This is a genomic window from Sphingomonas naasensis, from assembly GCF_004792695.1.
Lineage (GTDB): Bacteria > Pseudomonadota > Alphaproteobacteria > Sphingomonadales > Sphingomonadaceae > Sphingomonas > Sphingomonas naasensis.
This window is the reverse complement of the sequence record NZ_SRXU01000003.1, coordinates 84,574-109,335: the sequence shown is the minus strand read 5'-3', so window position 1 is coordinate 109,335 and position 24,762 is coordinate 84,574. Positions and strand designations below refer to the sequence as shown.

The 24,762-nt window shown below is 66.8% G+C and carries 32 protein-coding genes; 6 read left to right on the top strand and 26 right to left on the bottom strand.

Going from position 1 to position 24,762, the window contains the following annotated elements; translation table 11 throughout:
* Window positions 1–70: 70 nt before the first annotated feature.
* The 3 genes from E5A74_RS08570 to E5A74_RS08560 are packed head-to-tail and all read right to left on the bottom strand — an operon-like array spanning window position 71 to window position 1,886.
* Entirely contained in the window at window positions 71–493 is a 423-nt protein-coding gene (locus E5A74_RS08570) for a flagellar protein FlgN (protein WP_135983867.1), read from the bottom strand.
* Window positions 493–783, bottom strand: coding sequence for a rod-binding protein (locus E5A74_RS08565; RefSeq protein WP_135983866.1), 291 nt, complete (start codon window positions 781–783; stop codon window positions 493–495). The genes E5A74_RS08570 and E5A74_RS08565 overlap by 1 nt, the downstream gene beginning before the upstream one ends.
* Window positions 783–1,886: a flagellar basal body P-ring protein FlgI gene (locus tag E5A74_RS08560; protein ID WP_135983865.1), complete on the bottom strand. Its 1,104-nt coding sequence runs from the start codon at window positions 1,884–1,886 to the stop codon at window positions 783–785. The genes E5A74_RS08565 and E5A74_RS08560 overlap by 1 nt, the downstream gene beginning before the upstream one ends.
* A gap of 83 nt (window positions 1,887–1,969) precedes the next feature.
* Here E5A74_RS08560 and E5A74_RS08555 point away from each other — a divergent pair, with 83 nt between their 5' ends.
* Entirely contained in the window at window positions 1,970–2,392 is a 423-nt protein-coding gene (locus E5A74_RS08555; RefSeq protein WP_240699737.1) for a flagellar assembly protein FliX, read from the top strand.
* A gap of 110 nt (window positions 2,393–2,502) precedes the next feature.
* On the opposite strand, the gene katG is transcribed toward E5A74_RS08555, so the two are convergent.
* From katG to flgC, 7 genes are all read right to left on the bottom strand, one after another.
* Window positions 2,503–4,710, bottom strand: coding sequence for a catalase/peroxidase HPI (katG, locus tag E5A74_RS08550; protein WP_135983864.1), 2,208 nt, complete (start codon window positions 4,708–4,710; stop codon window positions 2,503–2,505).
* A gap of 143 nt (window positions 4,711–4,853) precedes the next feature.
* Entirely contained in the window at window positions 4,854–5,384 is a 531-nt protein-coding gene (locus E5A74_RS08545) for a DUF6714 family protein (RefSeq protein ID WP_135983863.1), read from the bottom strand.
* A gap of 56 nt (window positions 5,385–5,440) precedes the next feature.
* Entirely contained in the window at window positions 5,441–6,511 is a 1,071-nt protein-coding gene (gene flhB / locus E5A74_RS08540) for a flagellar biosynthesis protein FlhB (protein ID WP_135983862.1), read from the bottom strand.
* Window positions 6,511–7,269 carry a flagellar biosynthetic protein FliR gene (gene fliR, locus E5A74_RS08535; RefSeq protein ID WP_135983861.1) on the bottom strand — a complete coding sequence of 253 codons (759 nt, stop codon included), beginning with the start codon at window positions 7,267–7,269 and terminating at the stop codon, window positions 6,511–6,513. Before fliR ends, flhB begins: the two co-directional genes overlap by 1 nt.
* On the bottom strand, window positions 7,266–7,529 hold the full coding sequence (locus E5A74_RS08530; protein ID WP_135983860.1) for a flagellar biosynthetic protein FliQ: 264 nt from the start codon (window positions 7,527–7,529) through the stop codon (window positions 7,266–7,268). Before E5A74_RS08530 ends, fliR begins: the two co-directional genes overlap by 4 nt.
* Before the next feature lie 3 nt (window positions 7,530–7,532).
* Complete coding sequence (gene fliE / locus E5A74_RS08525; protein ID WP_135983859.1) at window positions 7,533–7,847, bottom strand: flagellar hook-basal body complex protein FliE; 315 nt, start codon at window positions 7,845–7,847, stop codon at window positions 7,533–7,535.
* A gap of 12 nt (window positions 7,848–7,859) precedes the next feature.
* Window positions 7,860–8,267 (bottom strand): flagellar basal body rod protein FlgC, encoded by a 408-nt coding sequence (gene flgC, locus E5A74_RS08520; RefSeq protein WP_135983858.1) that lies wholly within the window; start codon window positions 8,265–8,267, stop codon window positions 7,860–7,862.
* 172 nt (window positions 8,268–8,439) lie between these two features.
* Here flgC and E5A74_RS08515 point away from each other — a divergent pair, with 172 nt between their 5' ends.
* The 4 genes from E5A74_RS08515 (at window position 8,440) to E5A74_RS08500 (ending at window position 10,659) form a co-directional block, all read left to right on the top strand.
* On the top strand, window positions 8,440–8,676 hold the full coding sequence (locus E5A74_RS08515; protein WP_135983857.1) for a FliM/FliN family flagellar motor switch protein: 237 nt from the start codon (window positions 8,440–8,442) through the stop codon (window positions 8,674–8,676).
* Window positions 8,676–9,242 (top strand): FliO/MopB family protein, encoded by a 567-nt coding sequence (locus E5A74_RS08510; protein WP_135983856.1) that lies wholly within the window; start codon window positions 8,676–8,678, stop codon window positions 9,240–9,242. Before E5A74_RS08515 ends, E5A74_RS08510 begins: the two co-directional genes overlap by 1 nt.
* Window positions 9,235–9,984: a flagellar type III secretion system pore protein FliP gene (gene fliP, locus E5A74_RS08505; RefSeq protein ID WP_135983855.1), complete on the top strand. Its 750-nt coding sequence runs from the start codon at window positions 9,235–9,237 to the stop codon at window positions 9,982–9,984. Before E5A74_RS08510 ends, fliP begins: the two co-directional genes overlap by 8 nt.
* A 300-nt stretch (window positions 9,985–10,284) precedes the next feature.
* On the top strand, window positions 10,285–10,659 hold the full coding sequence (locus E5A74_RS08500) for an endonuclease domain-containing protein (protein ID WP_135983854.1): 375 nt from the start codon (window positions 10,285–10,287) through the stop codon (window positions 10,657–10,659).
* An 82-nt stretch (window positions 10,660–10,741) separates the two neighbouring features.
* On the opposite strand, the gene E5A74_RS08495 is transcribed toward E5A74_RS08500, so the two are convergent.
* The 15 genes from E5A74_RS08495 to E5A74_RS08425 all read right to left on the bottom strand — a co-directional run bounded on the left by E5A74_RS08495 (window position 10,742) and on the right by E5A74_RS08425 (window position 23,427).
* Window positions 10,742–11,365: a PilZ domain-containing protein gene (locus E5A74_RS08495; RefSeq protein WP_135983853.1), complete on the bottom strand. Its 624-nt coding sequence runs from the start codon at window positions 11,363–11,365 to the stop codon at window positions 10,742–10,744.
* 49 nt (window positions 11,366–11,414) lie between these two features.
* Window positions 11,415–11,852 (bottom strand): hypothetical protein, encoded by a 438-nt coding sequence (locus E5A74_RS08490; protein WP_135983852.1) that lies wholly within the window; start codon window positions 11,850–11,852, stop codon window positions 11,415–11,417.
* Between the two features lie 8 nt (window positions 11,853–11,860).
* Window positions 11,861–12,706 (bottom strand): flagellar motor protein MotB, encoded by an 846-nt coding sequence (locus tag E5A74_RS08485; RefSeq protein WP_135983851.1) that lies wholly within the window; start codon window positions 12,704–12,706, stop codon window positions 11,861–11,863.
* On the bottom strand, window positions 12,696–13,055 hold the full coding sequence (locus tag E5A74_RS08480; protein ID WP_135983850.1) for a hypothetical protein: 360 nt from the start codon (window positions 13,053–13,055) through the stop codon (window positions 12,696–12,698). The genes E5A74_RS08485 and E5A74_RS08480 overlap by 11 nt, the downstream gene beginning before the upstream one ends.
* Entirely contained in the window at window positions 13,055–13,579 is a 525-nt protein-coding gene (locus tag E5A74_RS08475; protein ID WP_135983849.1) for a chemotaxis protein CheD, read from the bottom strand. Before E5A74_RS08475 ends, E5A74_RS08480 begins: the two co-directional genes overlap by 1 nt.
* Before the next feature lies 1 nt (window position 13,580).
* A complete protein-coding gene (locus E5A74_RS08470) occupies window positions 13,581–13,970 on the bottom strand; it encodes a response regulator (protein WP_206365812.1) in 390 nt (129 codons plus the stop codon).
* On the bottom strand, window positions 13,970–15,004 hold the full coding sequence (locus E5A74_RS08465; RefSeq protein ID WP_135983848.1) for a protein-glutamate methylesterase/protein-glutamine glutaminase: 1,035 nt from the start codon (window positions 15,002–15,004) through the stop codon (window positions 13,970–13,972). Before E5A74_RS08465 ends, E5A74_RS08470 begins: the two co-directional genes overlap by 1 nt.
* Window positions 15,001–15,879 carry a CheR family methyltransferase gene (locus E5A74_RS08460; protein WP_240699736.1) on the bottom strand — a complete coding sequence of 293 codons (879 nt, stop codon included), beginning with the start codon at window positions 15,877–15,879 and terminating at the stop codon, window positions 15,001–15,003. Before E5A74_RS08460 ends, E5A74_RS08465 begins: the two co-directional genes overlap by 4 nt.
* The gene (locus E5A74_RS08455) at window positions 15,876–16,370 is read right to left on the bottom strand and encodes a chemotaxis protein CheW (RefSeq protein WP_135983847.1); all 495 of its coding nucleotides are present in this window, start codon (window positions 16,368–16,370) and stop codon (window positions 15,876–15,878) included. Before E5A74_RS08455 ends, E5A74_RS08460 begins: the two co-directional genes overlap by 4 nt.
* Entirely contained in the window at window positions 16,367–18,589 is a 2,223-nt protein-coding gene (locus E5A74_RS08450) for a chemotaxis protein CheA (protein WP_135983846.1), read from the bottom strand. The genes E5A74_RS08455 and E5A74_RS08450 overlap by 4 nt, the downstream gene beginning before the upstream one ends.
* Window positions 18,586–18,951 carry a response regulator gene (locus E5A74_RS08445; RefSeq protein WP_135983845.1) on the bottom strand — a complete coding sequence of 122 codons (366 nt, stop codon included), beginning with the start codon at window positions 18,949–18,951 and terminating at the stop codon, window positions 18,586–18,588. The genes E5A74_RS08450 and E5A74_RS08445 overlap by 4 nt, the downstream gene beginning before the upstream one ends.
* Window positions 18,948–19,265 carry an STAS domain-containing protein gene (locus E5A74_RS08440; protein ID WP_135983844.1) on the bottom strand — a complete coding sequence of 106 codons (318 nt, stop codon included), beginning with the start codon at window positions 19,263–19,265 and terminating at the stop codon, window positions 18,948–18,950. Before E5A74_RS08440 ends, E5A74_RS08445 begins: the two co-directional genes overlap by 4 nt.
* Entirely contained in the window at window positions 19,240–20,124 is an 885-nt protein-coding gene (gene motA / locus E5A74_RS08435; protein ID WP_135983843.1) for a flagellar motor stator protein MotA, read from the bottom strand. The genes E5A74_RS08440 and motA overlap by 26 nt, the downstream gene beginning before the upstream one ends.
* A 79-nt stretch (window positions 20,125–20,203) precedes the next feature.
* The gene (locus E5A74_RS08430) at window positions 20,204–21,016 is read right to left on the bottom strand and encodes a class I SAM-dependent methyltransferase (RefSeq protein WP_135983842.1); all 813 of its coding nucleotides are present in this window, start codon (window positions 21,014–21,016) and stop codon (window positions 20,204–20,206) included.
* Window positions 21,013–23,427 (bottom strand): HAD family hydrolase, encoded by a 2,415-nt coding sequence (locus E5A74_RS08425; protein ID WP_135983841.1) that lies wholly within the window; start codon window positions 23,425–23,427, stop codon window positions 21,013–21,015. Before E5A74_RS08425 ends, E5A74_RS08430 begins: the two co-directional genes overlap by 4 nt.
* Before the next feature lie 115 nt (window positions 23,428–23,542).
* Here E5A74_RS08425 and flaF point away from each other — a divergent pair, with 115 nt between their 5' ends.
* Window positions 23,543–23,902 (top strand): flagellar biosynthesis regulator FlaF, encoded by a 360-nt coding sequence (gene flaF / locus E5A74_RS08420; RefSeq protein WP_135983840.1) that lies wholly within the window; start codon window positions 23,543–23,545, stop codon window positions 23,900–23,902.
* Window positions 23,903–23,977: 75 nt separating this feature from the next.
* Here flaF and E5A74_RS08415 read toward each other — a convergent pair whose 3' ends face one another.
* Entirely contained in the window at window positions 23,978–24,661 is a 684-nt protein-coding gene (locus E5A74_RS08415) for a hypothetical protein (protein WP_135983839.1), read from the bottom strand.
* Between the last annotated feature and the right edge of the window lie 101 nt (window positions 24,662–24,762).

Here is a 24,762-nt window from a genome sequence, read left to right as displayed (position 1 = left end):
CTACGTGTTTTCACCTAACCGCAAAAAGATACCGTTTCACCGGCACCTGCACGGCAGGTTGCGGAGCGATCTACAGCCTGGCGTTGATCGAGATCGGGGCAGGGGCGTCCATGCCGCCGAGCCCGCCGCAGGCGCCATAGGTGCTGCTGCGGGTGCCGGTGAGGCGCTGCGCCTCGGCGGCGATCGCGCCCATCATCTCGACCGAAAGCTCGATCTGGCGCGACAGGATCTGCTGGTTGACCGCCGAGGCGTCGCGCAGATTGCGGCTGGCGTCGGAGAGCAGCGTGCGCGCTTCCTCGTCGAGCTTCTCGGCCCAATCGGGCGCTTCGCGCTTGAGCCGGGCGAAATCGGCCTCGATCCGGCCGGTGAGGCGTAGCTTGGCCGCGGCGATCTCGCCGAGCTCGGGGACATAGGCCTTGCGGGCGAGCTTCTCGCTCTCCTCTTCCATCAGGGCCGTGAGCGAAACCATCGCGTCGATGAGCTGAGCGGTCATTATTGTCCCTGCTGGAGCTTGAGGATCGAATCGAGCACCGACGGCGCGAGGCCGATGCCGCCGCGATTGGCGATCTCGGTGCCGAGCTTCTCGGCGAGCACGCCCTGGAACATCTCCTCGCCGGCGCCGCCGTTGAAATTGTCGCCCTTCTGGACGCTCTCGAGCATCATCTTGGTCATCTGGCCGAGGAACATCGCCTCGAATTCCTTCGCGGTCTCGGTGTTCTTCGGATTGACCGCGCGGACCGGGGTGCCGGCCGTGGTGGCGGAAAGGGGCGTGAGCTCGTTCATTACTGGACCTCGATCTCGGCCTGGAGCGCGCCGGCGCTCTTCACGGCCTGAAGGATGGTGATCAGGTCGCGCGGGGACACGCCGAGCGTGTTCAATCCGCTGACCAGCGATTGGAGCGAGGCGCCGCTGACCATCGCGAGATGCGCGCCATTGCCGTCGTCGACCTGCACCTGGGTGCGCGGGACGACGGTGGTCTGGCCGTTCGACAGCGGCTCGGGCTGCGAGACCTGCGGACGCTCGGAGACGGTGATCGTCAGGCCGCCCTGCGCGATCGCGACGGGGGTGATGCGGACATCGTTGTTCATCACCACGGTGCCCGAGGCTTCGTTGATCACCACGCGCGCGGGCTGATCGACGGTGATCTGGAGATCGCCGATGCGCGTGACGAGATCGATGACGTTGCCGACGAAATTGGCGGCGGGCGCGACCTGCACGGTGCCCGGATCGAGCACGGTGGCGCTGCCCGGATATTTGCCGTTGATCGCGCCGGCGATGCGATCGGCGGTGGCGAAATCGGGGTTCTTGAGCGCGAGCTTGAGGCTGTTCGCCGACTGGAGCGAATAGGGCACCTCGCGCTCGACGATCGCGCCGCCGGCGATCCGCGCCGACGTGGTGACGCCGCGGCTGACGCTCGCAGCCGCGCCCTGGCCCTTGAAGCCCGAGACCGCGACCGGGCCCTGCGCGACGGCGTAGATCTCGCCGTCGAGCGCGCGCAGCGACGAGGCGATCAGCGTGCCGCCCTGGAGGCTGGACGCATCGCCCAGCGCCGAGACCTGCACATCGATCCGCGAGCCCGAACGCGAGAAGGGCGGCATCGTCGCGGTGATCGAGACCGCCGCGACATTCTGGGTGCGCATATTGGTGCCGCGGATGTTGACGCCCATGCGCTCGAGCATCGCCTGCATCGATTCCTCGGTGAACGGCGCGTTGCGCATGCGATCGCCCGTGCCGGCGAGGCCGACGACGAGGCCGTACCCGACCAGCTGGTTCTCGCGAACATTCTCGACGTCGACGATGTCCTTGATCCGCGTCTGGGCCAGCGCATGGGGGCTGGCGATCAGCGCGAGGAGCATCAGCAGGAGCGGGGCGGCGAACCGGTGCATAAACCCTCGGGAAAAGTGGAAAATCCGCGGTAACTTTCTTATAGAGGGGTTAAGCCCAATGCGGGCCGCGAGGACCTGATTTCGTGCGTATCGACAACCTGACGCCGCTGATGGCACGCAGCCTGCTGGCCGCGTTGCCCAAGGCTGCGCCCGGCTTTCCGGTCGCCGAGGAAGAGGCCGTCGCCCGGCAGATGCCGGTGCCGATGCAGGGCACGGGGACGCATCAGCCGGTGCCGACGGTGGCGATGCTGGTGACGCTCGCCGCCGCCGATCCCGCGATCGAACGCCGCCGCAAGGAGGCGAAGGACGCCGAGCGCGGGCTCGATGCGCTCGACAAGCTCCACAAGGAGCTGGCGGCAGGCACGCCGAGCGTCGAGCGGCTGCAGGAAATCGTCGAATGGTCCGAGAATTTCGAGACGTCGGACGATCCGGTGCTCCAGTCGATCCTCTCCGACATCGAGCTGCGCGTCCGCGTCGAGCTCGCCAAGGTCGACGTTCAGGCTTGAGGTAAAGGAAAGCTGCCGCGACGCGCGTGCGCAGCGGCAGCCTTCGTCGTGGACGAAAAGCCTTTTCTCAAGCCGTCACCCCCGCGAAAGCGGGGGCGACGACATAGGGCTTACTTCACCAGATCGAAGCGATCGGCGTCCATCACCTTGGTCCACGCGGCGACGAAGTCGCGCACGAACTTCTTGCCGGCATCGTCCGAGGCATAGACTTCGGAGATCGCGCGGAGCTGCGAGTTGGAGCCGAACACCAGATCGGTGCGCGACGCGGTCCATTTCTTCTCGCCCGAGGCGCGATCGGTGCCGACGAACTCCTCGTCGCTGGACTCGGAGATCTGCTTCCACGCCGTATCCATGTCGAGGATGTTGACGAAGAAGTCGTTGGTCAGCTGGCCGAGCCGGTCGGTGAACTGGCCGTGCTTGCCCGCCTTGGCATGGCTCGCACCGAGCACGCGCAGCCCGCCGACGAGCACCGTCATCTCGGGCGCCGAGAGGTTGAGCAGCTGGGCGCGATCGACCAGCAGTTCCTCCGTCGGCACGTTGAACCGGACCCCGAGATAGTTGCGGAAGCCCTCGGCCCGCGGCTCGAGCGGGGCGAAGCTGTCGGCATCGGTCGCGTCCTGGCTGGCGTCGCCGCGGCCCGAGCTGAACGGCACGGTGAGGTCGTGGCCCGCGGCCTTCGCCGCCTGCTCGACGCCGAGATTGCCGCCGAGCACGATCAGATCGGCGATGCTGACCTTGCCGAAGCCGGCCTTGATGTCCTCGTACACGGCGAGGACCCTGGCCAGCTCGGCCGGCTCATTGGCCTCCCAGTCCTTTTGCGGAGCGAGGCGGATGCGCGCGCCGTTGGCGCCGCCGCGCTTGTCCGAATTGCGGAAGGTCGAGGCCGAGGCCCAGGCCGTCTTGACCAGCTGCTGGATGCTGAGCCCCGACGCGGCGATCTTGCCCTTGAGCGCGGCGACGTCCGCATCGCTCAGCTGCGTGCCGGCGGGGATCGGATCCTGCCAGATCAGATCTTCGGCGGGGACTTCCGGACCGAGATAGCGGGCCTTGGGCCCCATGTCGCGGTGCGTCAGCTTGAACCAGGCACGCGCGAAGGCGTCGGCGAAATAGGCCGGATCGGCGCGGAACTTCTCGAGGATCTTGCGATAGTCGGCATCGTCCTTGAACGCCTTGTCGGCGGTGGTCATCATCGTCGGGACCTTCTTGCCCGGCGTATGCGCGGCCGGGGCGAGGGTCTCCTCGGGATTGCCGACCGGCTGCCACTGCTTGGCGCCCGCGGGGCTCTTCACCAGCTCGTAGTCATGGTCGAGCAGCATGTCGAAATAGCTCATGTCCCACTTGGTCGGGGTCGGGGTCCAGGCGCCTTCGATGCCCGAAGTGATCGTGTGATCGCCCATGCCGCTCTCGTGCGTCGAGGCCCAGCCAAGGCCCATCTGGGCGATGTCGGCGGCCTCGGGCTCGCGGCCGACATGCTTGGCGTCACCGGCGCCATGCGCCTTGCCGAAGGTGTGGCCGCCGGCGGTGAGCGCGGCGGTCTCCTCGTCGTTCATCGCCATATTGGCGAAGGTCCGGCGCAGGTCGCGCGCCGAGCCCTTGGTGTCGGGCTTGCCGCCCGGGCCTTCGGGATTGACGTAGATCAGACCCATCTGGATCGCGGCGAGCGGCTCCTCGAGCGCCATGCCGGCTTCCTCGTCGATGCGGGTCTTGTTGTCGGCATGGCCGACCCATTGCTCCTCGGTGCCCCAATAGATGTCGCGCTCGGGCTCGAAGATATCCTCGCGGCCGCCGCCGAAGCCGAAGGTCGGGCCGCCCATCGATTCGATCGCGACATTGCCGGTGAGGATGAACAGATCGGCCCAACTGATTGCCGCGCCGTACTTCTTCTTGATCGGCCAGAGCAGGCGGCGGGCCTTGTCGAGATTGCCGTTGTCCGGCCACGAATTGAGCGGGGCGAAACGCTGCGAGCCCGAGGACGAGCCGCCGCGGCCGTCGCCGGTGCGATAGGTGCCCGCCGAATGCCACGCCATGCGGATGAAGAAGGGGCCGTAATGCCCGTAATCGGCCGGCCACCAAGGCTGGCTGTCGGTCATCAGCGCGGTCAGATCGGCCTTGAGCGCGGCGTAGTCGAGCGTCTTGAACGCCGCGCGATAGTCGAACGCGGGATCGTGCGGGTCGCACGAGACCCCGCCCTGGGTGAGGATCTCGAGGCTGAGCTGCTCGGGCCACCAATCGCGATTGGTGCGCCCCAGCAGGGTGCGAAGCGCGGCGGGCTCTTTCTGCGGGTCGCTGAGCGGGCTGCCGGTGGTCGGTGCGTCCATGGCTCGATTCCTTCCTGCGGTGGAGATTTGCCTGCAGGGTAGGTCCGGACGACGGATGGCAAAAACGATTAAAACCGCTCACCGCAAGCGCGAAAATAAATGACGCAGTGCAGCAAGGCGCGACGTTCGGGAGTGTTGGAGGTCTATTGTCCGATCGCCGCGCGCCCGTACCAATAGCACGTCAGCGCCTCTGAAATGCCCCGATCGACGCCAAGCGTATCGCGCCCGGCGCGCCACTCAAGATAATGGACGATTGCCATGGCCTGTAGCTGCGTCAGACCGCCCCATCTGGCATGCGCCGACTCCGTCCAGGTTGCGTCCTTGCGGGGCCAGATCTTCTGGTCATGCGACGTGCTTTCCAGACCGTGCACCAGCGTGTCCACGGGATCAACGCATCGAAGCGAACCGATCAGGTCGGCGACCAGATATGCGGGGATGTAGAAGCGGATCGCTTCGTCCGACAGGAAGCATAGCGCGGTGCCGAGGCCGTTGGGCGATGTGTCCAGCCATTCGGACCGGAGCTTCGTCCAGTCATCCTTGTCGGCGAAGTCAGTCTGCACAGCGCGCGGCTCGTCACCCGAGACGCTGTTCACGAGAAGCGGGAACCGGGCGGGTCGTATCGCCGGGAAGGCGTTTACGAGTTCGGCAATGATGGTATCGGTGATCGCAGTCACGCAGGCACCATGTCATATTCACTGGCGGGCTGCGATCCCTGTGACAGGCTCGTCGGTTACCGCTTCGCCTTGGCGATCTTCATGACATAGCTGATCACTTCGGCCACCGCGGCATAATGCTCGACGGGGATCGGGTGGTCGATCTCGGCCGAGGCGTAGAGCGCGCGGGCGAGCGGGCGGTTCTCGACCAGTGGGATGCCGTGCTCGCCGGCGATCTCGCGGATCTTGAGCGCGACATTGTCGACGCCCTTGGCGACCACCACCGGCGCGTTCATCGCGCCGTGATCATATTGCAGTGCGATCGCATAGTGGGTCGGGTTGGTGATGATCACGCTCGCCTTGGGGACGTTGGCCATCATCCGGCCCTTGGCGCGCTGCATCTGCAGTTGGCGGATCTTGCCCTTGATCTTGGGATCGCCCTCGCTCTGCTTATACTCGTCCTTGATCTCCTGCTTCGTCATCCGCATTTTTTTGAGGAAGGCGAAGCGCTGCCAGACGAAGTCGAACATCGCGAGCGCGCCGACGAGCAGCGCGATCGGCACGAGCATCGCCCAGACGATGTCGTTCGCGGCGGCGCCCATCGAGACCATGTCGGCGCCGACCAGCCGGTCGAGCGTTGCGGCGTGGGGCCACGCGACGTACGCGCCGATCCCGACGACGAGGCAGAGCTTGGCGAGCGTCTTGGCGAACTCGATCAGCGACTGCTTGCTGAACATGCGCGTGAAGCCGCTGACCGGATTGAGCTTGGACCATTTAGGCTTGATCCGGCTCGCCGAGAGCATCGGCCGGCCCTGGAGGAAGCCGCCGAGCAGGGCGAAGGCGAACAGCGCGCCGAGGATCGGGATCATCGCGGTGAAGATCGCGCCGAACAGCCCGGTGGCGAAATCCTGCGCGCCGGCGGGCTCCATGCGGAAATCGTCGGCGCTGCCCCACAGACGGACGAAGAGCGAGCCCATCAGCTGCAGGGTATAGGTGCCGAGCCCGCCCATCACGACGAGCGCCGCGACGAACATCGCGGCGTGCTTCATCTCGGGCGCCATCGGCACTTCGCCGCGTTCGCGAGCGTCCTCGAGCTTCTTGTCTGTTGGGGATTCTGTCTTGTCTTCCTGGTCCGTATCGCCCGACATCACCAGCCTCCCTGCATGGCGTCACCCATCTGGGTGGCGAACACGGTGAGCATGGTGCCGAGCGTGGCGGCGAACAGGCTGAGCCCGAGCAGCAGGTTGAGCGGCTGGGCGATGAAGAAGACCTGGATCGCCGGGGCGACGCGCGCCGACAGGCCGAGCGCGACGTTGAAGACGATGCCGTAAACGATCAGCGGCGCGGCGAGGCTGATGCCGAGCGTCATCGAGCGGCCGATCGCCGCGATCGCGAGCTGGGCGAAATCCTGCATCGGCGGGAGGCCGCCGATCGGGAAGCTCTGATAGCTGTGGATGATCGCGCCGAGCCACAGGTGATGGACCTGCATCCCCATGCACACGAGCGCGGCGGCGATGCCGACGAACTTGGAGAGAAGCGGAGCCTGGCCCGACTGGGCGGGATCGAAGATCACCGCCGAGGACAGGCCGATCTGGAGGCTGACGATCGAGCCGGCCATCGAGATCGCGAAGAACAGGATCTTGACGATCATCCCCATCGCGAGCCCGGTCATCAGCTCGGTGACGATCACCGCGGGAAGCACCGCGCCGTGCTGGAGCGCGACGCGCGCGGGCTCGCCGAGCGCGCCGTAGAGCGCCGCCGACAGTGCGAAGGCGATCATCAGCCGAATGCGGCCGGGGATCGAATCCTCGCCGAACACCGGCAGCAGCATCAGCACCGCGCCCACCCGGGCGAACACGATGAAGAATGCCGATACGGTCAGCTCGAGATCGGGCGGCAGAATCATCCGGTGATGATCAGATCGCTGATCTTGGCCATGAAGCCCGACAGCGCCTGCCCCATGGTGGGGAGCATCAGCAGGAACACCACGCCCATCGCGAGCAGCTTGGGAACGAAGGTGAGCGTGGTCTCCTGGATCTGCGTCAGCGCCTGCAACAGGCCGATGACGGTGCCGACGATGAGCGACGTAAGCAGCAGCGGGCCCACCACGGTGAGCACGAGCAGCAGCGCCGCCTCGGCAAGCTGGATGACCTCGCTCGGCGTCATGCGTCAGATCTGCATCCGCATGATGTCGGTATACGCGCTGACCACGCGATCGCGGACGGCGACCATCGTGTCGAGCGCGGTCTCGGCGGCGCCGATCGCAGTGACGACATCGATCAGATCGCCCTTGCCGGCAACCTGCATCGCCGAAGCGTGCTCGGCGGCGCGCATCTGGCCCGCGGTACCGGTGACGAGATCCTCGACCATCGAGCCGAAGCCGCCCGCGCCATCGGTCTTGCCGACCGAAGGCTTGCCGAGGGCGCTGCCGATCCCTGCGACCTTGCCATAGGCAGAGGCCGCATCAAGTGCTCCAATGGACATGGAATTTCCCTCTTACTTGAGAAGATCAATGGTGCGCATCGTCAGGCTCTTGGCGGCCTCGATGGCATTGAGATTGGCTTCGTAGCTGCGCTGCGCGGCCTTCATGTCTGCGGTCTCGACGAGGCCGTTGACGTTGGGCTTGAGCACATAGCCGTCCTTGTCGGCGGCCGGATGGCCCGGCTGATAGACGCGGGTGAAATCGGACTTGTCGTTCTCGATCCCCTGCACCTTGACGCCGGTGGCGCCGGTGGCGCGATCGACCTCGGCCTTGAAGCTCGCGACGCGGCGGCGATACGGATCGCCGCCCGGGGTCTGCGCGACCGAATCCTGGTTGGCCAGGTTTTCCGCGATCACGCGCATCCGCAGCGACTGGGCGCGAAGCCCCGAAGCCGAGACGCCGAGCGATGCCTTCAAGTCCATGTGGTCGAGCTCCAGTGCAGGCCGGACGGCCGTTTCCTCCATTGTAGGCAATTCTTGCCGGGGGCGGGTTCGGGAGGCGGAAAAAATGGTCCTAGGCAAAAATTGCCGGGTGATCCGCCGGGTGCCGCGAAAGCCTTCCTATAAGACAAGCAGAATAGTGAAGGCGCATCGCATGTCCGTACTCGACGAAATCATGATCGACATGTCGATCGTCCTCGGCTCGGCCGAGGTTCCGATCCGGCAGATGCTCAAGATGAGCCGCGGGGCGATGATCCCGCTCGATTGCGGCCAGGACGATCCCAGCCTGGTCTATGTGAACGGCGAGCTGGTGGCCAAGGGCCGCATCCTCGTCGACGGCGACCAGATGTCGCTCGAAGTCTCCGAACTCGTGAAGAAGCCGCGCAACTGATGGACATTCTCTCGATGATCCGCACGCTCGGTGCGCTGGGCGTCGTGCTGGGCATGCTCGCCGGCACGCTCTGGGCGGTGAAGCGCTACGACATCAAGCTGCCGGGCCGCGTCTCGGGCGGCGGGCGCAAGCGCGTCGAGCTGGTCGAGCGCCTCGCGGTCGACGCCAAGCGCTCGGTCGCGCTGATCCGTCGCGACGGCTGCGAGCATCTGATCCTGATCGGGCCCGAGGGCCATGTCACGCTCGAGACCGGGATCGCCGCGCCGCAGCCGGTCGCCGCTCCGGCGCCCGAGCAGGCCGCCCCGGCCGCCAATTTCCAGAACGACCTCGCCGCCTTCACCAGCAATTTCGGCAAGCTCGTCGATCTCTCGCGCGCGAAGATCGCCGCGGTGCGCGGCGCCAATGACGACGATGCCGAGAACGGCGACGACGAACCGACCGATCCGGCGGATGTCGACAGGACCGTGATCGATCTGCCCGCTTCCGCGCCGCGCAAGCGCACCCGCCGTCCGCGCGACACCAAGCGCTGGAACCGCGCCGCGGTGCGCGAGGCGCTCAATGCGTAAGTTCCTGATCGCGGCCGTGGCCGCGCTGGTGCTGCTGCCGGTGGCGGCGCATGCGCAGGCGGCCGGCGGCACCACCATCAACCTCGGCGGCGCCGGCGGCGCGGCGGGCGGGCAGCTCTCGGCCAAGGCGATCCAGCTGGTGCTGATGCTGACCGTGCTCAGCCTCGCGCCGGGCCTGCTGATGACGATCACCAGCTTCACCCGCATGGTCGTCGCGCTGTCGCTGCTGCGCACCGGCATCGGCGCGCCCGGCGTGCCGCCCAACCCGGTGATCATCAGCCTCGCGCTGTTCCTGAGCTTCTTCGTGATGGCGCCGACCTTCGAGAAGGCGTGGAGCCAGGGCGTCGACCCCTATACCAAGGGCCAGATCACCGAGGTTCAGGCGTTCGAGCGCACCGCCGAGCCGTTCCGCGTGTTCATGCTCAGCCAGGTGCGCGAAAGCGACCTCAAGCTGTTCGCCGATCTGTCGCAGAAGCAGATCCCGAGCCGCGCCGAGACGCCGCTGACCACGCTGGCGCCGGCGTTCATGATCTCCGAGCTGCGCCGCGCGTTCGAGATCGGCTTCCTGCTGCTGCTGCCGTTCCTCGTCATCGATCTCGCGGTCTCCGCGGTGCTGATGGCGATGGGCATGATGATGCTGCCGCCGCCGACGATATCCTTGCCGATGAAGATCATCTTCTTCGTGCTGGTCGACGGCTGGGCGCTGGTGGCGGGGTCGCTGGTGAAAAGCTTCGCGACCTAGCGGGGGTATCGAGATGCGATGCGAAAGGGCTCCGGGTGACCGGGGCCCTTTTCGTATGCTGCGGCGCGGAAGGCTAGGCGAAGGTGAGGCCAAGACGCGGTTTCCCGGGCGCGTGCTTCCGGCGATGTCAAGGAGCGGTGGCAAGGCCGACCGCCCGAGGCAAGCAGAGGAAATCCTACATTGCAAGGAGGCTTAGCCCTCTCCCGCCTGCGGGATAGGTGGTAGCGAGAGGGGCAATCCTCCATCCTCCCCCGCAAGGGGGAGGTGGCAGCCGAAGGCTGACGGAGGGGGAGGACGGCGATGCGCCTCGAAGGTACCCAGAGCGGCCGGCGCAACGCGAAGCGCCTACGTCGGGAAATGACGCCGCCGGAAGTAAAGCTGTGGCTTGCGCTTCGCAAGAACCCTTGCGGTCTGCGCTTTCGCAAGCAGCATCCTGCGGGTAGCTATATTCTCGATTTCTATTGCGCGCCAGCAAAGCTCGCGATCGAGGTGGATGGCGAAGCGCACGCACGCGGGGATCGTCCGGCCCGCGACGCGGGTCGCGATGCGTGGCTCGTTTCGCGAGGCGTGCGAGTGCTGCGTTATCCTGCCGGCGAAGTGATGACCAATCTCGAAGGCGTGACGATCGAAGTCGTGACGATTGCGGCGCGCCGACGGGAGATGTTCGCGAGCTGATCGCCGTCCTCCCCCTCCGTCACGCTGCGCGTGCCACCTCCCCCTTGCGGGGGAGGATCATTACTCCGCCCGCGCGATCCCGTCAGCTGTCGAGCTGGCAGTGTTCGAGCCAGGGGGCGAGGTCGTGGTAGGAGATCGGCTCGAGGAAGATCAGGCCGGCCTTGTCCTCGCGCGCCCAGCGGGTGGTGCAGCGGCGGGTGGGGAGGCCGGGGACCGAGAGGATGACCTCGGTGTCCTCGCGCGGGGGCTTGGGCAGGACGATGCGCGCACCGCTCTGCGAGATGTTCTCGAGCGTCACGTCGATATAGCGGCCGAAGCAGCTGATCCGCGCGGCGCATTCGACGTCGAAGCGCGGCGCGCGCGGGGCGGGGCCGCAGAAACGGTCGAGCCCGGCCTTGGCCTGGGCGAGGATATAGTCGACGTCGATTGGCTGGGCGAACTCGACGCCGGCGCGGCCCTCGCTGCTCCACACGACGCTGCCCTGCAGGCGATCGCCGCTGCGCAGCTCGACTGCGACCCAGCTGCCATAGCCGAGCGTGTGATGCGTCTCGAGCATCATGCCCGTCATCGAGATGTTGCGCACACGGCACAGCGTCTCGACCGCGCCGCGGCTGCGCAGCTTGCCGACGAGCAACGTGGTCACGGTGCGCGGGGCGCGATCGGCGATCACGCCGGGCGCGTCGGGATGGAGCGGCGTCAGGTGCATTGCTGTCCCTCCTGATCGAAGATGCGCACGGGCAGGGGTGTGAACCGGGTCATGCCGGATTGGCCTGGGTGACCGCGACCTTGCGCAGCACGCCGGCGCCGAACGCCTCGGGCGCGGCGGTCATCACGACCTTGCGGAAGGTCTCGAGATCGGGGATCAGCCCGTCGGGGCCCGCCGCCATCGGCGTGCGATAGGTGCGCATGTTGATCGCGTGGAGCAGCAGCGGCAGCCGCGCCTTGACGAACTCGGCCTTGTCGGCGGGAACTTCGAGCTGGATCGAGAACTGGGCATAGCCCGAGAGGCGGCCATCGGCGAAGACCAGCGGCGCGAGCACCTTGCCGCCATCGACGAAGCTCGGCTCCACCTCTTCGGCGTGTGCGGCCCCGGGCGCCTGCGGCCCGAGCAGCAGCACCGTCGCATAGGCCGCACCGCCGCCGAGCCCGAGGCCGGCGAGGAGAACGACAAGCAGGAACAGGATCTTCTTCATCGGGCGGCTCAGAACTTGAAGCTGGAATCGCTGGGGAGCGCCGAGGCTTCGGCCTTGACGACGATCGTGATGCGGCGGTTCTCGGGGCGATCGGGCTGGTCGGGATAGACCGGCTTGGTCGCGCCCATCGCGACGATCTCGGAGAAACGATCGGGCGTCATGCCCGAGGCGATCAGCACCGAGCGCGCGGCGAGCGCGCGTTCGCCCGAAAGGCGCCAATTGGCGTCGCTCTGGACGCCACCTGCGCCGTCGGTATGCCCTTCGATCGCGATCTGCGCGCCCGAGACGCCGAGCTTCGACGCGACCTTGGCGAGCATCGCGCGCGCATAGGGGTTGAGCTCGGCGGTGTTGGCGCGGAACATCGACTGCTGATCGGTGTCCATCAGCGTGATCCGCATGCCGTCGCGGCTCGGATCGATCTGGACGTTCTTCTTCTGCCCCGAATCCTGCGGCGAGGGATCGAGCGCGATCTGCAGCTCGGAGGCGAGCACGCGCATCGAGGCATCGGGGATGTTGGCGGTGCCGCCGCGCGACGCGCCGGCGACCGCCGCCTCGCTCGTCGGGGTGCCGTTGGCGTCGCTATTGTCCATCGCGTTCTTGCGCGAACGGCCGCCGGCGCCTTCGGTGGTGCCCTGCAGCGGCGTCTGCGGCGCGGCGTCGCCGAAGGTCGGCGAGAAATATTGGGCGAGCCCCTTGAGCCGCTCCTTGTCGGGATTGGAGATCAGCCAGAGCAGCATGAAGAAGGCCATCATCGCGGTCACGAAATCGGCGTACGCGACTTTCCACGCGCCGCCATGGTGACCCCCGGCGACCTTCTTGACCTTCTTGATGATGATCGGGCGTTCATTCGTCATCGGTGAAGCCTATCCATTTGCCCGACAGCGCGTCGCGCAGGCGCTCCTGGACCTCGGCGAGGCGGACATGGCTGATCGCGTTCAGCGAATCCTCGCCGCTGGCGACCCGCTCGAGCAGGTTGGCGCACTCGTCGGTGTGCTGGATGAGATAATCGAACGACTGCAGCTGCTCGATATGCGCCTGGGCGAACTGCTCGTCGGCGACGAGCGCTTCGGCCAGCTTCTCGAGCATGTCGCGCATCTCGCGCAGCTCGCCCGCGATCACGCTGTGCAGCGCGACTGCATAGGGGTCGTAGCCGGGAAGCGGCTCGATCGACAGCGGCTGGGCAGGCACAGGCAGGCACGACATCAGAACAGCTCCAGCTCTCCGCCGACGGGCGGCAGGGCGACGGGGACGGGCGGGCGCTCGGGGACATGATCCGCCACGCGGGTGCAGCGGCTCTTGCCTTCGTGCGGAAGGAATTCGACCTTGCGCGCCGAGGTGCCGCCGAGATCGCTGTGCGCGATCTCGATGCCTTCGTCCGCCATGAAGCGGCGCGCGAAGGTGGCGTTCGCGGTCCCGATACCGCCGAGCCCCGAGACGATGTTGCCGCCGCCATAGACGTGCGCGCGCAGCCGGTGGCGCATCGCGCCGCGGGCCATCATCCCGTTGATCAGCAATTCCATGGCGTGGACGCCGTAACGCTGCATGTCCCCCGCCGAGACGCGGTGATCCGCGCCGGGCTCGCCGAGGAGGAAGTGGTTCATCCCACCCACCTTGGCGACGGGGTCGTAGAGACATGCGGCGACGCAGCTGCCGAGCAGCGTCGACACGACGACGCCCGGCTCCACCACGATGGCGTTCTCGCCCTGGACGATCGAGACCCGGCGCATCCTAGGTCAGCTCGCCGAAGACGCGCTCGATCTTTTCCTTGAGCGCCGCGGGCGCGAAAGGCTTGACGACATAATTGTTGACGCCGAGCGCGGCGGCCTTCTGGACGATCTCCTTGTCGGCCGAGCCCGTCAACATGATGAAGACGGTCTTGCCGATCACGGGATCGCTGCGCACGGCCTCGAGGAACTGGAGGCCATCCATCTCGGGCATGTTGAAATCCGAGATCACCAGATGGACGCGATCGGTCTTGATCGACGACAGCGCCTCGGGCGCGCTCGCCTTGTCGCGGACATCCTTGAAGCCCAGATCCTGCAATGCGCGGCGGATCATCGCGCGCATAGAGGTCTGGTCGTCCACGACCATCACCTTGATTGCTGCAGCAGCAGGCATCAGACGCTCCCAACCTTCTCACGGCATGCCTTGAGGATCGCCTCAGGCATGGCAGACAAACCAACTTCCTTTTCGACCGCGCCGAGTTCCTTCGCCGCGCGGGGCATGCCCCACACCACGCAGGTCTCCTTGCTCTGGCCGAGGGTGCGGGCACCCGCGCGGCGCATTGCCAGCAGGCCTTCCGCACCGTCCTGACCCATGCCGGTCAGGATCGCACCGACCGCCGCGGCGCCGAGCGGCGCCACCGAGCGGAACAGCACGTCGACCGAGGGTCGATGACCGGTGACGAGATCTCCGGGACGCAGACGGATCCGTCCGGCGACGCCGCCGACCAGCTCCATGTGCATCTCCCCCCCAGGAGCAATATAGACGGTTCCCGGCTGGACCGTCGCACCTTCCGTAGCTTCCACGACCCGAACCTGCGATTCGGCGTCGAGACGCTGGGCGAAGCTGCGCGTGAAGCTCGCCGGCATGTGCTGGACGATCAGCACCGGCGGGCAATCCGCGGGCAATGCGGGGAGCAGCGAGAACAATGCCTCGACGCCACCGGTCGACGAGCCGATCGCGATCAGCTTGCCCGTGGCGCCGCCGGCGATGCTCGGCTGCTGGGGCAGGCGGGTCGGCCCGGCGCGGGCGATCGACCGCGCGGCGGTCTTGACCTTCTCGCAGAGCAGGGTCGCGTCGCGCTCGATGTCCTCCGGGGTGCCCGAGGGCTTGGTGACATAGTCGACCGCGCCGAGGCGCAGCGCCTCGATCGTGACCTCCGCGCCGCGCGCGGTGAGCGTCGAGCACATCACCACCGGCATCGGCCGGAGGCGCATGATGCGCTCGAGGAACGACAATCCGTCCATCCCCGGCATCTCGACGTCGAGCGTCAGCACGTCGGGGTTGAGCGTCTTGATCATGTCGCGCGCCGCGAAGGGCTCGGGCGCCATGCCGACGACCTCGATCTCGGGATCCGCCGAGAGCATGCGCTTGAGCGTGGCCCGCATCGATGCGCTGTCGTCGACGATAAGCGTACGTACCGGTCTCATCCCCGGGTCTCCGGCTTGGCGTAAATGGTGTGGCCGCACGACGTCATCCGGCTCGCCGCCGGGCCGATCAGGCGTTCGCTGTGGCCGATGTAGAGATGACCGCCGGGCGCCAGCTGGTTGACGAAGCGCTCCTCGAGCTCCTCCTTCGCGGGGTCCCCGAAATAGATCATCACGTTGCGGCAGAAGATCACGTCATACTGGGCCTTGAGCGGCCAGCGGTCGAACAGGTTGAGCACCCGCGCGGTGACGAGCTGGCGCGCCTCCTCGGCCATCACGAGACCGCCGGACGCCGGCCGCATCCACGTGCTGCGATAGGGCTCGGGCACTCCCGAGACGATATTGTCCGCGTAGAAGCCGCGCGCGACGGATTCGACCACGTGCGGCGCGATGTCGGTCGCCAGCAGGCGGACATCGGCGTTGCGCAGCCAGGTCGCCGATGTGCGATCGGGACCCAGCAGGCACATCGCGATCGTGTAGACCTCCTCGCCCGACGAGCAGCCCGCCGACCAGATCCGGATCGGACCCTGCTTGCGCTTGAGCACCGGCAGGACGTGCTGGCGGAAATGATCGAAGTGATGCGGCTCGCGGAAGAAATGCGTGTGGTTGGTGGTCAGCGCCACCACCATCGCGTGCCGCTCGCCGGCATCGGACTGAACCAGCGCGACATATTCCGAGAAGCGGCTGAGGCCATGCTCGCGCAGCCGACGCGCGAGGCGCGACTGGACCAGCGTGGTCTTGGCCGCGCTCAGCTCGATGCGCGCGTCGCTGTGCATGATCGCGGCGATCGCGGCGAAGTCGCGGGGCGAGAGCTCCGCATTCGCCGCCGCCATCGCGCTGCCGCCGGCGAGCGCCGCGGCGCCCCCGGCGGGGCTCACGCTGCCATGTCCAGATGCTTGGTCAGGCTCAGCGCCTCGAGATCGAGCAGCAGCACCATCGTGCCGTTCTCGTCGCGGGTGCCGTCCTTGGCGCGGGTGCTGATGCGCACCAGCCCGTCGATCACGCTCGACTCGATCGTCTCGACCTCGGGGGCCGGCTGGATCTCGCCGCGGGTGATGCCGACGATGTCGTTGACTTCGTCGACGAGGAAGCCCGCCTGCTTGCCCGAGATGCTGACGACGAGGATGCACGAGCGGGCATGCAGCACGCTCGGCTCCCAGCCCAGCCGCTCGGCGAGGCCGACGACGGGGATGACGTTGCCGCGCAGGTTGCTCACGCCCTTGATGAAGGTCGGAACGTTGGGCAGCGGGGTGGGCTCGTCCCATTCGCGGATCTCGATGAGCGCACCCATGTCGATCCCGAAGGTCTGCTTGCCGAGCGTGAAGGTGACGATCTTGCAGTCGCTCGCGGTTTCAGTCTTGGTGGTCATGCGGCCAGTCCTTTGGGGGTGTAGCGGTTGGTGGAGGCGACGAGCGCCTCGATGTCGAGGATGAGCGCGATCGAGCCGTCACCGAGGATGGTGGCGCCGCCGAGGCCGCGGATCGGGTGGAGATTCTGGTCGAGGCTCTTGATCACGACTTCGCGGCGGTCATCGATGGTATCGACGACGAGGCCGACCTTGCCGTGCTCGCTCTCGACGATCACGACCAGCGAATCCTCGACCTTGCGATCGTCGTTGAGGCCGAAGATCTCGGTCGCGCGCTTCACCGGGACATATTCGCCGCGCATGTCGATCACTTCGCTGTCGGGCGAGGTGCGCTTGACCTGGCCGGCCTCGGGCTGGACGGTCTCGAGCACATGCGCGAGCGGCAGCACGAAGCGTTGGTTGGCGAGGCGCACGATCATGCCGTCGAGGATCGCCAGCGTGAGCGGCAGGATCATCGTGAAGGTCGTGCCTTCGCCGGGGACCGAATGGATCTCGACGCGGCCGCCAAGGGCTTCCACGTTCGAGCGCACCACGTCCATGCCGACGCCGCGACCCGAGATGTTCGAGATCGTCTCGGCGGTCGAGAAGCCGGGAGCGCAGATCAGCTGATCGATTTCCTCGTTGGAGAGGACCGCATCGGCCGAGATGATGCCCTTTTCGATCGCCTTGGCCTTGACGCGCTCGCGATTGATGCCGCGGCCATTGTCCTGGACGCGAACGAAGATGCGGGCGCCCTTCTGCTCGGCCGAGAGCTTGATCGTGCCGGCGGGCGACTTGCCCGCGGCGATGCGCTCTTCGGTGCTTTCGAGGCCATGGTCTGCGGCGTTGCGGATCATGTGAGTCAGCGGATCGCCGATCTTCTCGATCACGCCCTTGTCGACTTCGGTCGTCTCGCCGACGGTCTCGAGCTCGATCGTCTTGCCGGTCTCGACCGAGAGGTCGCGCAGCATGCGCGGCACCCGACTGAAGGCCTGCTTGATCGGCTGCGCGCGCAGCGACATGACATTGTCCTGGATCTGGCGCGTCAGGCGCGCGAGTTCCGGGAGCTCGACGCGCTGGCGGTCGGCGGGCGACAGCCGGTCGGCGAGGATCGAGTTGCGGATCACCAGCTCGCCGACGAGGTTGAGCAGCAGATCGAGCTTCGACAGGTCGACGCGGATCGTCTGGGAGGCTTCGCTGGCGGGCTTCGGCGCCGCGGTCTCGGTCGGTGCAGGAGCCGGGGTCGGCGTCATCGGCGCGGCGGCGAGATCGGCGACGACCTGCTGGACCTGCGCGGTGAGGTCCTCGATCGTGGCGGTGACCGGCACGAACGGGATCAGGTCGATCTCGGGCGCCGCCGCGGCTTCGGGAGCCGGAGTGACTTCGATGACCGGCACCGGAATGAACGCCGGGGCAGGGGCCTCGACTTCGTTGCGGGTCACTTCGATGAGCGAATCCGGGGCGACGAAATCGAAACAGTCGTTGATGTCGCTCTGCGGGACGTCACCCGGCATGCTGAGCGTCCAGGTGAAATAGGCGTCCTCGGGATCGAGATCGCGCAGGCCCGGTACGTCCGACACGTCGACCGCCTCGATCGTCGCGCCGAGCGTCTCGAGCTCGCGGATGATCAGCAGCGGCTCGCCGGCATTGGCGAGCGCCGCGCGCGACGGCTTGAAGCGGATCGTCCAGCTCGCGGTCGAGGCCGCGGGCGCCGCGGGCGTGTCGAAATCGTCGAGCGAGAAGGCGACCGGCGTGAAGCCGAATTCGTCCTCGGCCGGCGCGGCGGGTGCCGCGGCGACGGGGGCGGGCGCCGGAGCCGGAGCCGGAGCAGCCGGCACCGCGGCGCCGTCGTCCGCGCCCTTGTCGGCGAGCACCTTTTCGAGCGCGGCGAGCGCGGCGGCGTCGTTCGGACGCGGCGCGAGGCCCTTGGCGGTCTCGACATGGTCCGAGAGCACGTCGAACGAGCTCAGCATGACCTTCACGACGCCCGGGGTCGGCGCGATCTTGCCGGCGCGCACTTCGTCGAGCACATTCTCGAACTTGTGCGCAAACGCGGTCAGATCGGCATGGCCGAACGCGCCGGCGCCGCCCTTGATCGAGTGGACCGCACGGAAAACGCCGGCGATCGTCTCGGCGGAGACGTCACCGGCCTGCATGGCCGAAAGGCCCTGCTCGGCGGTCGTGAGACCCTCAGTGCATTCTTCGAAGAAGATTGCCTGGATTTCGTCGAGTTCGTCGCTCACGGGCACACGCGGCGGATCGCCGCCCCCAGCTTGGTGGCTTCGAAGGGCTTGGTGATCCAGCCGGTGGCACCGGCCGAGCGGGCGCGCTGCTTCTTCTCGTCCGAGAATTCGGTCGAGAGGACGAGGATCGGGGTACCCTTGAACTGCGGCACGCCGCGGACCGCCTCGATCAGCTCGAAGCCGTCCATCTTGGGCATGTTGATGTCGGTGATCAGCAGGTCGGGCTTGACCTCGTGCATGCGCTCGAGACCATGCTCGCCGTCATTGGCGCTCTCGATGCGATAGCCCTGCGCGGTCAGCGACGTCTTGAGCAGCATGCGCATGCTCGCCGAGTCATCGACGGTAAGGATCAACTTGCTCACAGAACGTCTCCGGTTTCGAGTCCGATCGCGTCCGCCAGGCGGCAGCTGTTCACGCGATTGACAAAAGCTTGGCTGGGATTGGCGATGCGGAAGCCCTGGCCGTTTGCCCCAGCCTCGTTGCGCGCGGCGACGAGGAGCTGAAGCACGGCCTGGCCGACGCTCTCGACCTCCGACGCATCGACTTCGATGACATCATCGAGATCGGCGGCGAGGACGAGGCGGACGCGCAGGTCTTCCGCGGTGACGGTGGTGCCGTGCGCGGGCAGGCGCAGCGAGCGATCCTCCGCCTCAGGCAGTGGCAGGGTTGAGTCCATTTTTCGCCTCGTCGAGAGCAGTTTCGAGTTGCTGGAAGGTCGGCGCATAGGCCGACGGCGTCATGCGGCGCGCGATCTCGATCGCGACCTGAACCGGCTGGTTCTGGGCGTAGGCGACGATCGCGGTCTTCACGATGAAGAAGGGCTTCGCATCCTCCTCGATCGTCTCGAGCAGCTTCGCGGCGAGCGGGCCGACGAGGCAGTAGCTGAGCAGAATGCCGAGGAAGGTGCCGACGAGCGCGCCGCCGATCATCGCGCCGAGAATCTCGGTCGGCTGGTCGATCGAGCCCATCGTCTTGATGACGCCGAGAACCGCGGCGACGATCCCGACGGCGGGAAGGCCGTCGGCCATGATCTGCAGCGCGTGCTGCGGATGCGCCTCTTCGTGGTGATGCTTCTCGATATCCGCTTCCATCGCGGCCTCGAGCTGGTGCGGATCCTCGAAATTGACCGTCATCATGCGCAGATAGTCGCAGGTGAATTCGATCAGATGGTGGTCCTTGAGCAGCCGCGGATAGGGCTGGAAGAGCGAACTCTCCTCGGGATTGTCGAGATGCGGCTCGAGCGCGGTGGCGCCGCCCTTCTTGAAGGTCGACAGCACGCCGAACATCAGGGTGAGCAGGTCCTTATAGTCCTGCGCCTTCCACTTCCCGCCCTTGAACGAGCGCATCAGGCCCTTGCCGGCCTTCTTCACCGTCGACATCGAGTTCGACACGACGAATGCGCCGACCGACGCCCCGCCGATCGCCATGAGCTCGTGCGGCAACGCGTGCATGATGATCTCGAACTTGCCGCCCGAGATCATGAAGCTACCGAAGACGCAGCCGAGGATGATCAGGAAACCAACGCCGTTCAGCATGGTGCCGCTATTCTTTCTCTGGTGTTTCCAGAATTATAGGAAGGATTTGACGGGGCGCGTGCGCCGCGCCCCGAATTGTTCAGGCGGCCTGGCGATCCTGCCATTCGATCACCGCGAGATAGTTGCGCAGGCGGTTGAGCTCGAGCGACGCGATCAGCTTGTTGTCGTGATACGGGTGCACCAGCTGCGCCACATCGGCCGCCCAGGGCGCCGACGCGTCGAAGATGATGCCGAGGCCGAACACCGCCGGAACCATCGCCCAGGCGAGCGGACGCTCGTCGGTGCGCGCTTCCTCGAGGAAATCCTCGACCGCGGTGAGCACGCCGTTCTTCGGGCCGCCTTCGTGCAGCGCGACGGCGAACTGGCCGGCGCCGCGGAAGCCGCGATTGTTGATCACCCCGGCATGGCCGAGGGTGACGCCGGCCTCGAAGCTGTATTCGTGGCGATGCTCGACGGGAATGCGCTCGGGCGCATAGTAGAAGTCGCGTCGGCCGCAGGGCCAGCTGACATCGTGCATCAGTGCGAGCAACGGCTTGCCGTCGCGCTTTGCATTGGCGTCGGCGATGCGCAGCTCGTTGATCACGGTGTAATAATTGTGATCGCCGTCGATCACCCACGCGTCGATATCCTTGCACCCGGGCATCGCGTCGAGGCTGGCGGCGGCGACGTGGTTGACGCTCGGGCACTGGGCGACCCAGTCGAGAAACTCCTGCTTGGGGCAGGGATCGATGCTGGTCAGGCTGCCGCCGGTGACCTGCGCATAGGCGGCGAGCTGCTGCGACATGCCGCCGAACTCGGCGCCGACCTCGGCGAGATTCTTCGCGCCGGCGGCGTGCAGCGTGCCGAGCATGATGTCGGAGAATTCGGTCATCGAATGGATCAGGAGGGTCATGCGTTTGCTCCAAGAAGAAGGTTGGCGGCAGTCGGCGCGGGCTTGGCCTCGCGCTTCGCGATCGGACGGAAGACGACGGCGAGCATCATCTGGCGGTCGCCCTGCCGCGGTGGCGGGGGAACCATCATGAAGCTGTACTCGTCGGCGCAGTGGAACAGGTGCGGCGCGGCCTGGGTCATGCCTTCGAGCGAGGGCAGGCCCTCGATCTCGCGATTGTCGGCGACGACCTTGTCGCTGAGGAAGCGATCGACCGGCATGAACATCACGCTGTCGACCTGGACGAAGTCGAACAGCTGGCCGAACTGGATGCCGACCGAGAAGCGGCAATCGCCCACCGGGATCGGCGCGATGTAATAGCCGTCATGCGTCGGCGTCGCGGTGACGTTGCCGGTCGTGACGTCGCGCCCGTCCGCCAAGATCAGCGGCAGCGAGATCGTCTGGTCGATGAAGTCGACATATTTCAGCGAGAGCCCGAAGCGCTTGTGCGCGAGCAGGCTGAGCTTGAGCGCGAGGCCCTCGCCCTGCAGCTCGGCAGGGAGATACATGCGGTCGGCGCCCTTCATGTAGAACAGGCCGCGCTGGCGCAGACCCTTGCGCGCGATCTCGCTGTCGAACAGCGCGACGGTGTTGTCGACGCCGAGGTTCACGTCGTGCTCGAACTGGCCGAGCACCGCGAGCTCCTCCGCGAGCGGCATGTACATCAGCCGGCCCATCACCGCGGCGGCGCCGCGGCGCCACAGCGCGGCGTCGTTCACCGAGGCGGCGCGGATGGTGACGTCGGCCTGCGTCCGGGCGAAGCGGATCGCGCCGGCCTGGATCCGCTCGCGGACCTCGGACTGGCGCGACTTGATGCTGTTGCCCTTGCGGATCGACGCGCCATCGGCGGCATAATCGACCACCGAGCCCTGCGCGGCGGTGCAGAGCTGCTCGAGCACGGCGACGTTGGTGCACAGCGCCTCGAGCGTGTAGCCGTCATAATGGTCGTGGCCGATAAAGCCCTGCTTGTCGTAGCCGGCGCGGAACTGCTCGCGGAGCAGCAGGTAGCGGCCGGCGACGTGGACGCCGAAGCTGCGGACGAGCAGCGCCTCGATCTCGTTCTGGACCGAGCCGTTATAGCCGAGGTCGACCAGCATCAGCGTGTCGCCCGGCTGCGGATCGACGGTGCGGCGGACATGCGCGACCAGCCGATCGGCGAACGCAGTCGAGGTCTTGACGATGCGACGCAGGCGCGAGGGCGTGGTGATCGCTTTGGCGAACGCCGCGAAGCGGGTCTCGACATCGGCATGTGGCAGCTGCCGGATGATCGTCTCAATCTCGTCCTTCGGCAGCTGGAACTGCCTGGCGAGGACGGCGGGATCGGTTTCGGTTTCGAGCTCGAGATAGCGGCGCACCGCCTCGTCATCGAGGAACGATGCCGCGGTGGCGGTGAAGCGGCTGATTTCGAGCGCATGCCCGGGCTCGCCGCTGCGCGCCTGATACATCAGCTGCGGCAGATAGCCGTCGCGCATCAGGAAGACGTGATGGACCTTGCCGCCATGCTTCACTGCGAGCGCGGCGGACTCGTCGGCGAGCCAGCGGTCGAAGCCGTGGAGCACCGGGCCCAGTGTGGCGAAGCCGAACGCTTCGGCGGCATCGCCGATCACCGGCTCTTCGAGCGACAGCGCGGCGCGGTGCGGCTGGTGGGTGAGGGCGGTCTCTGCGGATAGCGGGTGCAGCATCGCGCCGACCGAGGCTTCGAGGCGCAGGCGCTGCTCGGTGCTTTCGATGAACTGCCGGAGATGCAGCGTGTGCACGCCGAACGGCGCGACGCCGCCGCAATCGGCGCGCTTATTGTCGCCGATGTGGAGGATCTCGTGCGGCGCGACCGCGAGCTCCTTGAGGACGTGCTCGTACAGGCCCTGGCTCTTGGCCATGCCGTAGCTGGCCGAGCAGAAGACGCGGTCGATCAGCCCGGCGACCTCCTCGCCCGCGGCGGCGGCGATCAGGCCGCGCAGCTGCGCAGGGTCCAGATAGGTGTCCGAGACGATGATGACCTCGAGCCCGCGCGCCTTCGCGGTGCGCATCAGCTCGACGGTGGGACGGAAGGCGAAGCAATGCGCCGCCTCGGCGTCGATCTCGTTGCGGACGCCCTGATCGTGCGTGTCGCTACTGCCATTGGGCAGCAGCTCGCGATAGATTTCCTCGATCGTGACCTCGCCGCGCTTCTCGCGCAGATCGGCGGCGGTGCGTGCGCGCGCCTCGGCCCATTGCCGCTGGGTCACCGTGGTCGCCGGCAGCGCACCGAACAGGTCCTTGGGCGCATGGGTATCACGCCACAGCAGCGTGTCGAAGCAGTCGAGCGAGAGCAGCTTGATGCCCGGACGGCCATCGAGTGCGCCCGGCAGCGCGTGCGGAAGAATGAAGTCGGCCAATGCAGTTTCCCTGGAAAATGCGCCCGCATCGGGTGGACGCATGATTCTTATAGGAAGAGCGAAGACCAGCTCGGCAAAATCTTCCTAGAATAGAGGTGTCTGCAAAGGAGCCCGCATGACTCTCACTGCCTACCAGACCGCCCGGAGCCGGGCGGAAACGCCGCGCGCCGCCGAATTCCGGCTGATGAGCGAGATTACCGGCGAGATGATGGATGCCGAAACCGCCGGCCTGAAGGGGGCGATGCTGATGCCGCCGCTTCACCGCAACCGCGAGATGTGGTCGACCTTCGCCACCGATTGCGGCGCGACCGGCAACGGCCTGCCCAACGAACTGCGCGCGCAGATCATCTCGCTCGGCCTGTGGGTCGAACGCTTCACCAGCGACGTCGTCGCCGGGCGCGAGTCGATCGGCGAGCTGATCTCGGTCAACCGCACGATCATGGAAGGACTGCGCGGCCAGCGTCTCGCGGCCTGAGCAGCTTCTTTCGGAAATCAAAAAGGGCGTCGCGGCCAGGCCGCGGCGCCCTTTTTCCTTGCGCGCCCGGCGGCGTTATTTCAGCCGCGCTGCCCGCACCCGCCGCAGCAGGGCGGCGGCATGTTCTGCCGACAGCCCGAGCAAATGGGCGATCTCCTCCACCGTGATATCGGGCCGCTCGCCGAGGAGATCCTCCACCGTCCATTGCAGGCTGCCCGCCATCGGATCCAGAAATCGCGGCGGGTTGCTCAGCGCCCGGCCGGTGGCGAGCACGTCTTCGTAGGTGAAGAAGCGCCGCGGCCATCTGCCGGCCCGCGCCTCGCTCGCCACCGTCTCGTCGATGCGATGGAGAAAGAATTCGTCATAGATCCGCTCGTCCTGCGCGATCAGCCAGAAGGTGGCGCAGCGGCTGCATCGCGAGAGGTGGAGCCACCATTTCTCCGGGCCGAAATCGACGATGCGCTCGAAGGATTCGAAGATCTTCTCGAAATGAAAATCGCCGCCCATCGGCGTTGCGGCGAGGTCGCGTAGCGTCGGGCATTCGCATTGCCGGAGCGGCGTCAGCAACGGGTCGAGCGACCGGCGCAATCGCCACAGCGCCTCGCGGTCCGCGTAATTTCCGCAGAGGAGGTCGAGATACAAATCCGCGCCGAGCTGCGCTTCGAGCCCGGGCTGGCTCGAAAACCACCGATCGAATTCGGGCCCGGCGAGATCGCACCGGGAAAATGCCCAAAACATGGCCAGCCCGGCGTCGTTCATTCGGCCAGTAGAGACGATCACGCGCGTCGGCGCCAGCCGCGGCCGCGGCCGGCGGAGCGCGAGATGAAAAAAGGGCGCCGCGGACTGGCCGCGACGCCCCT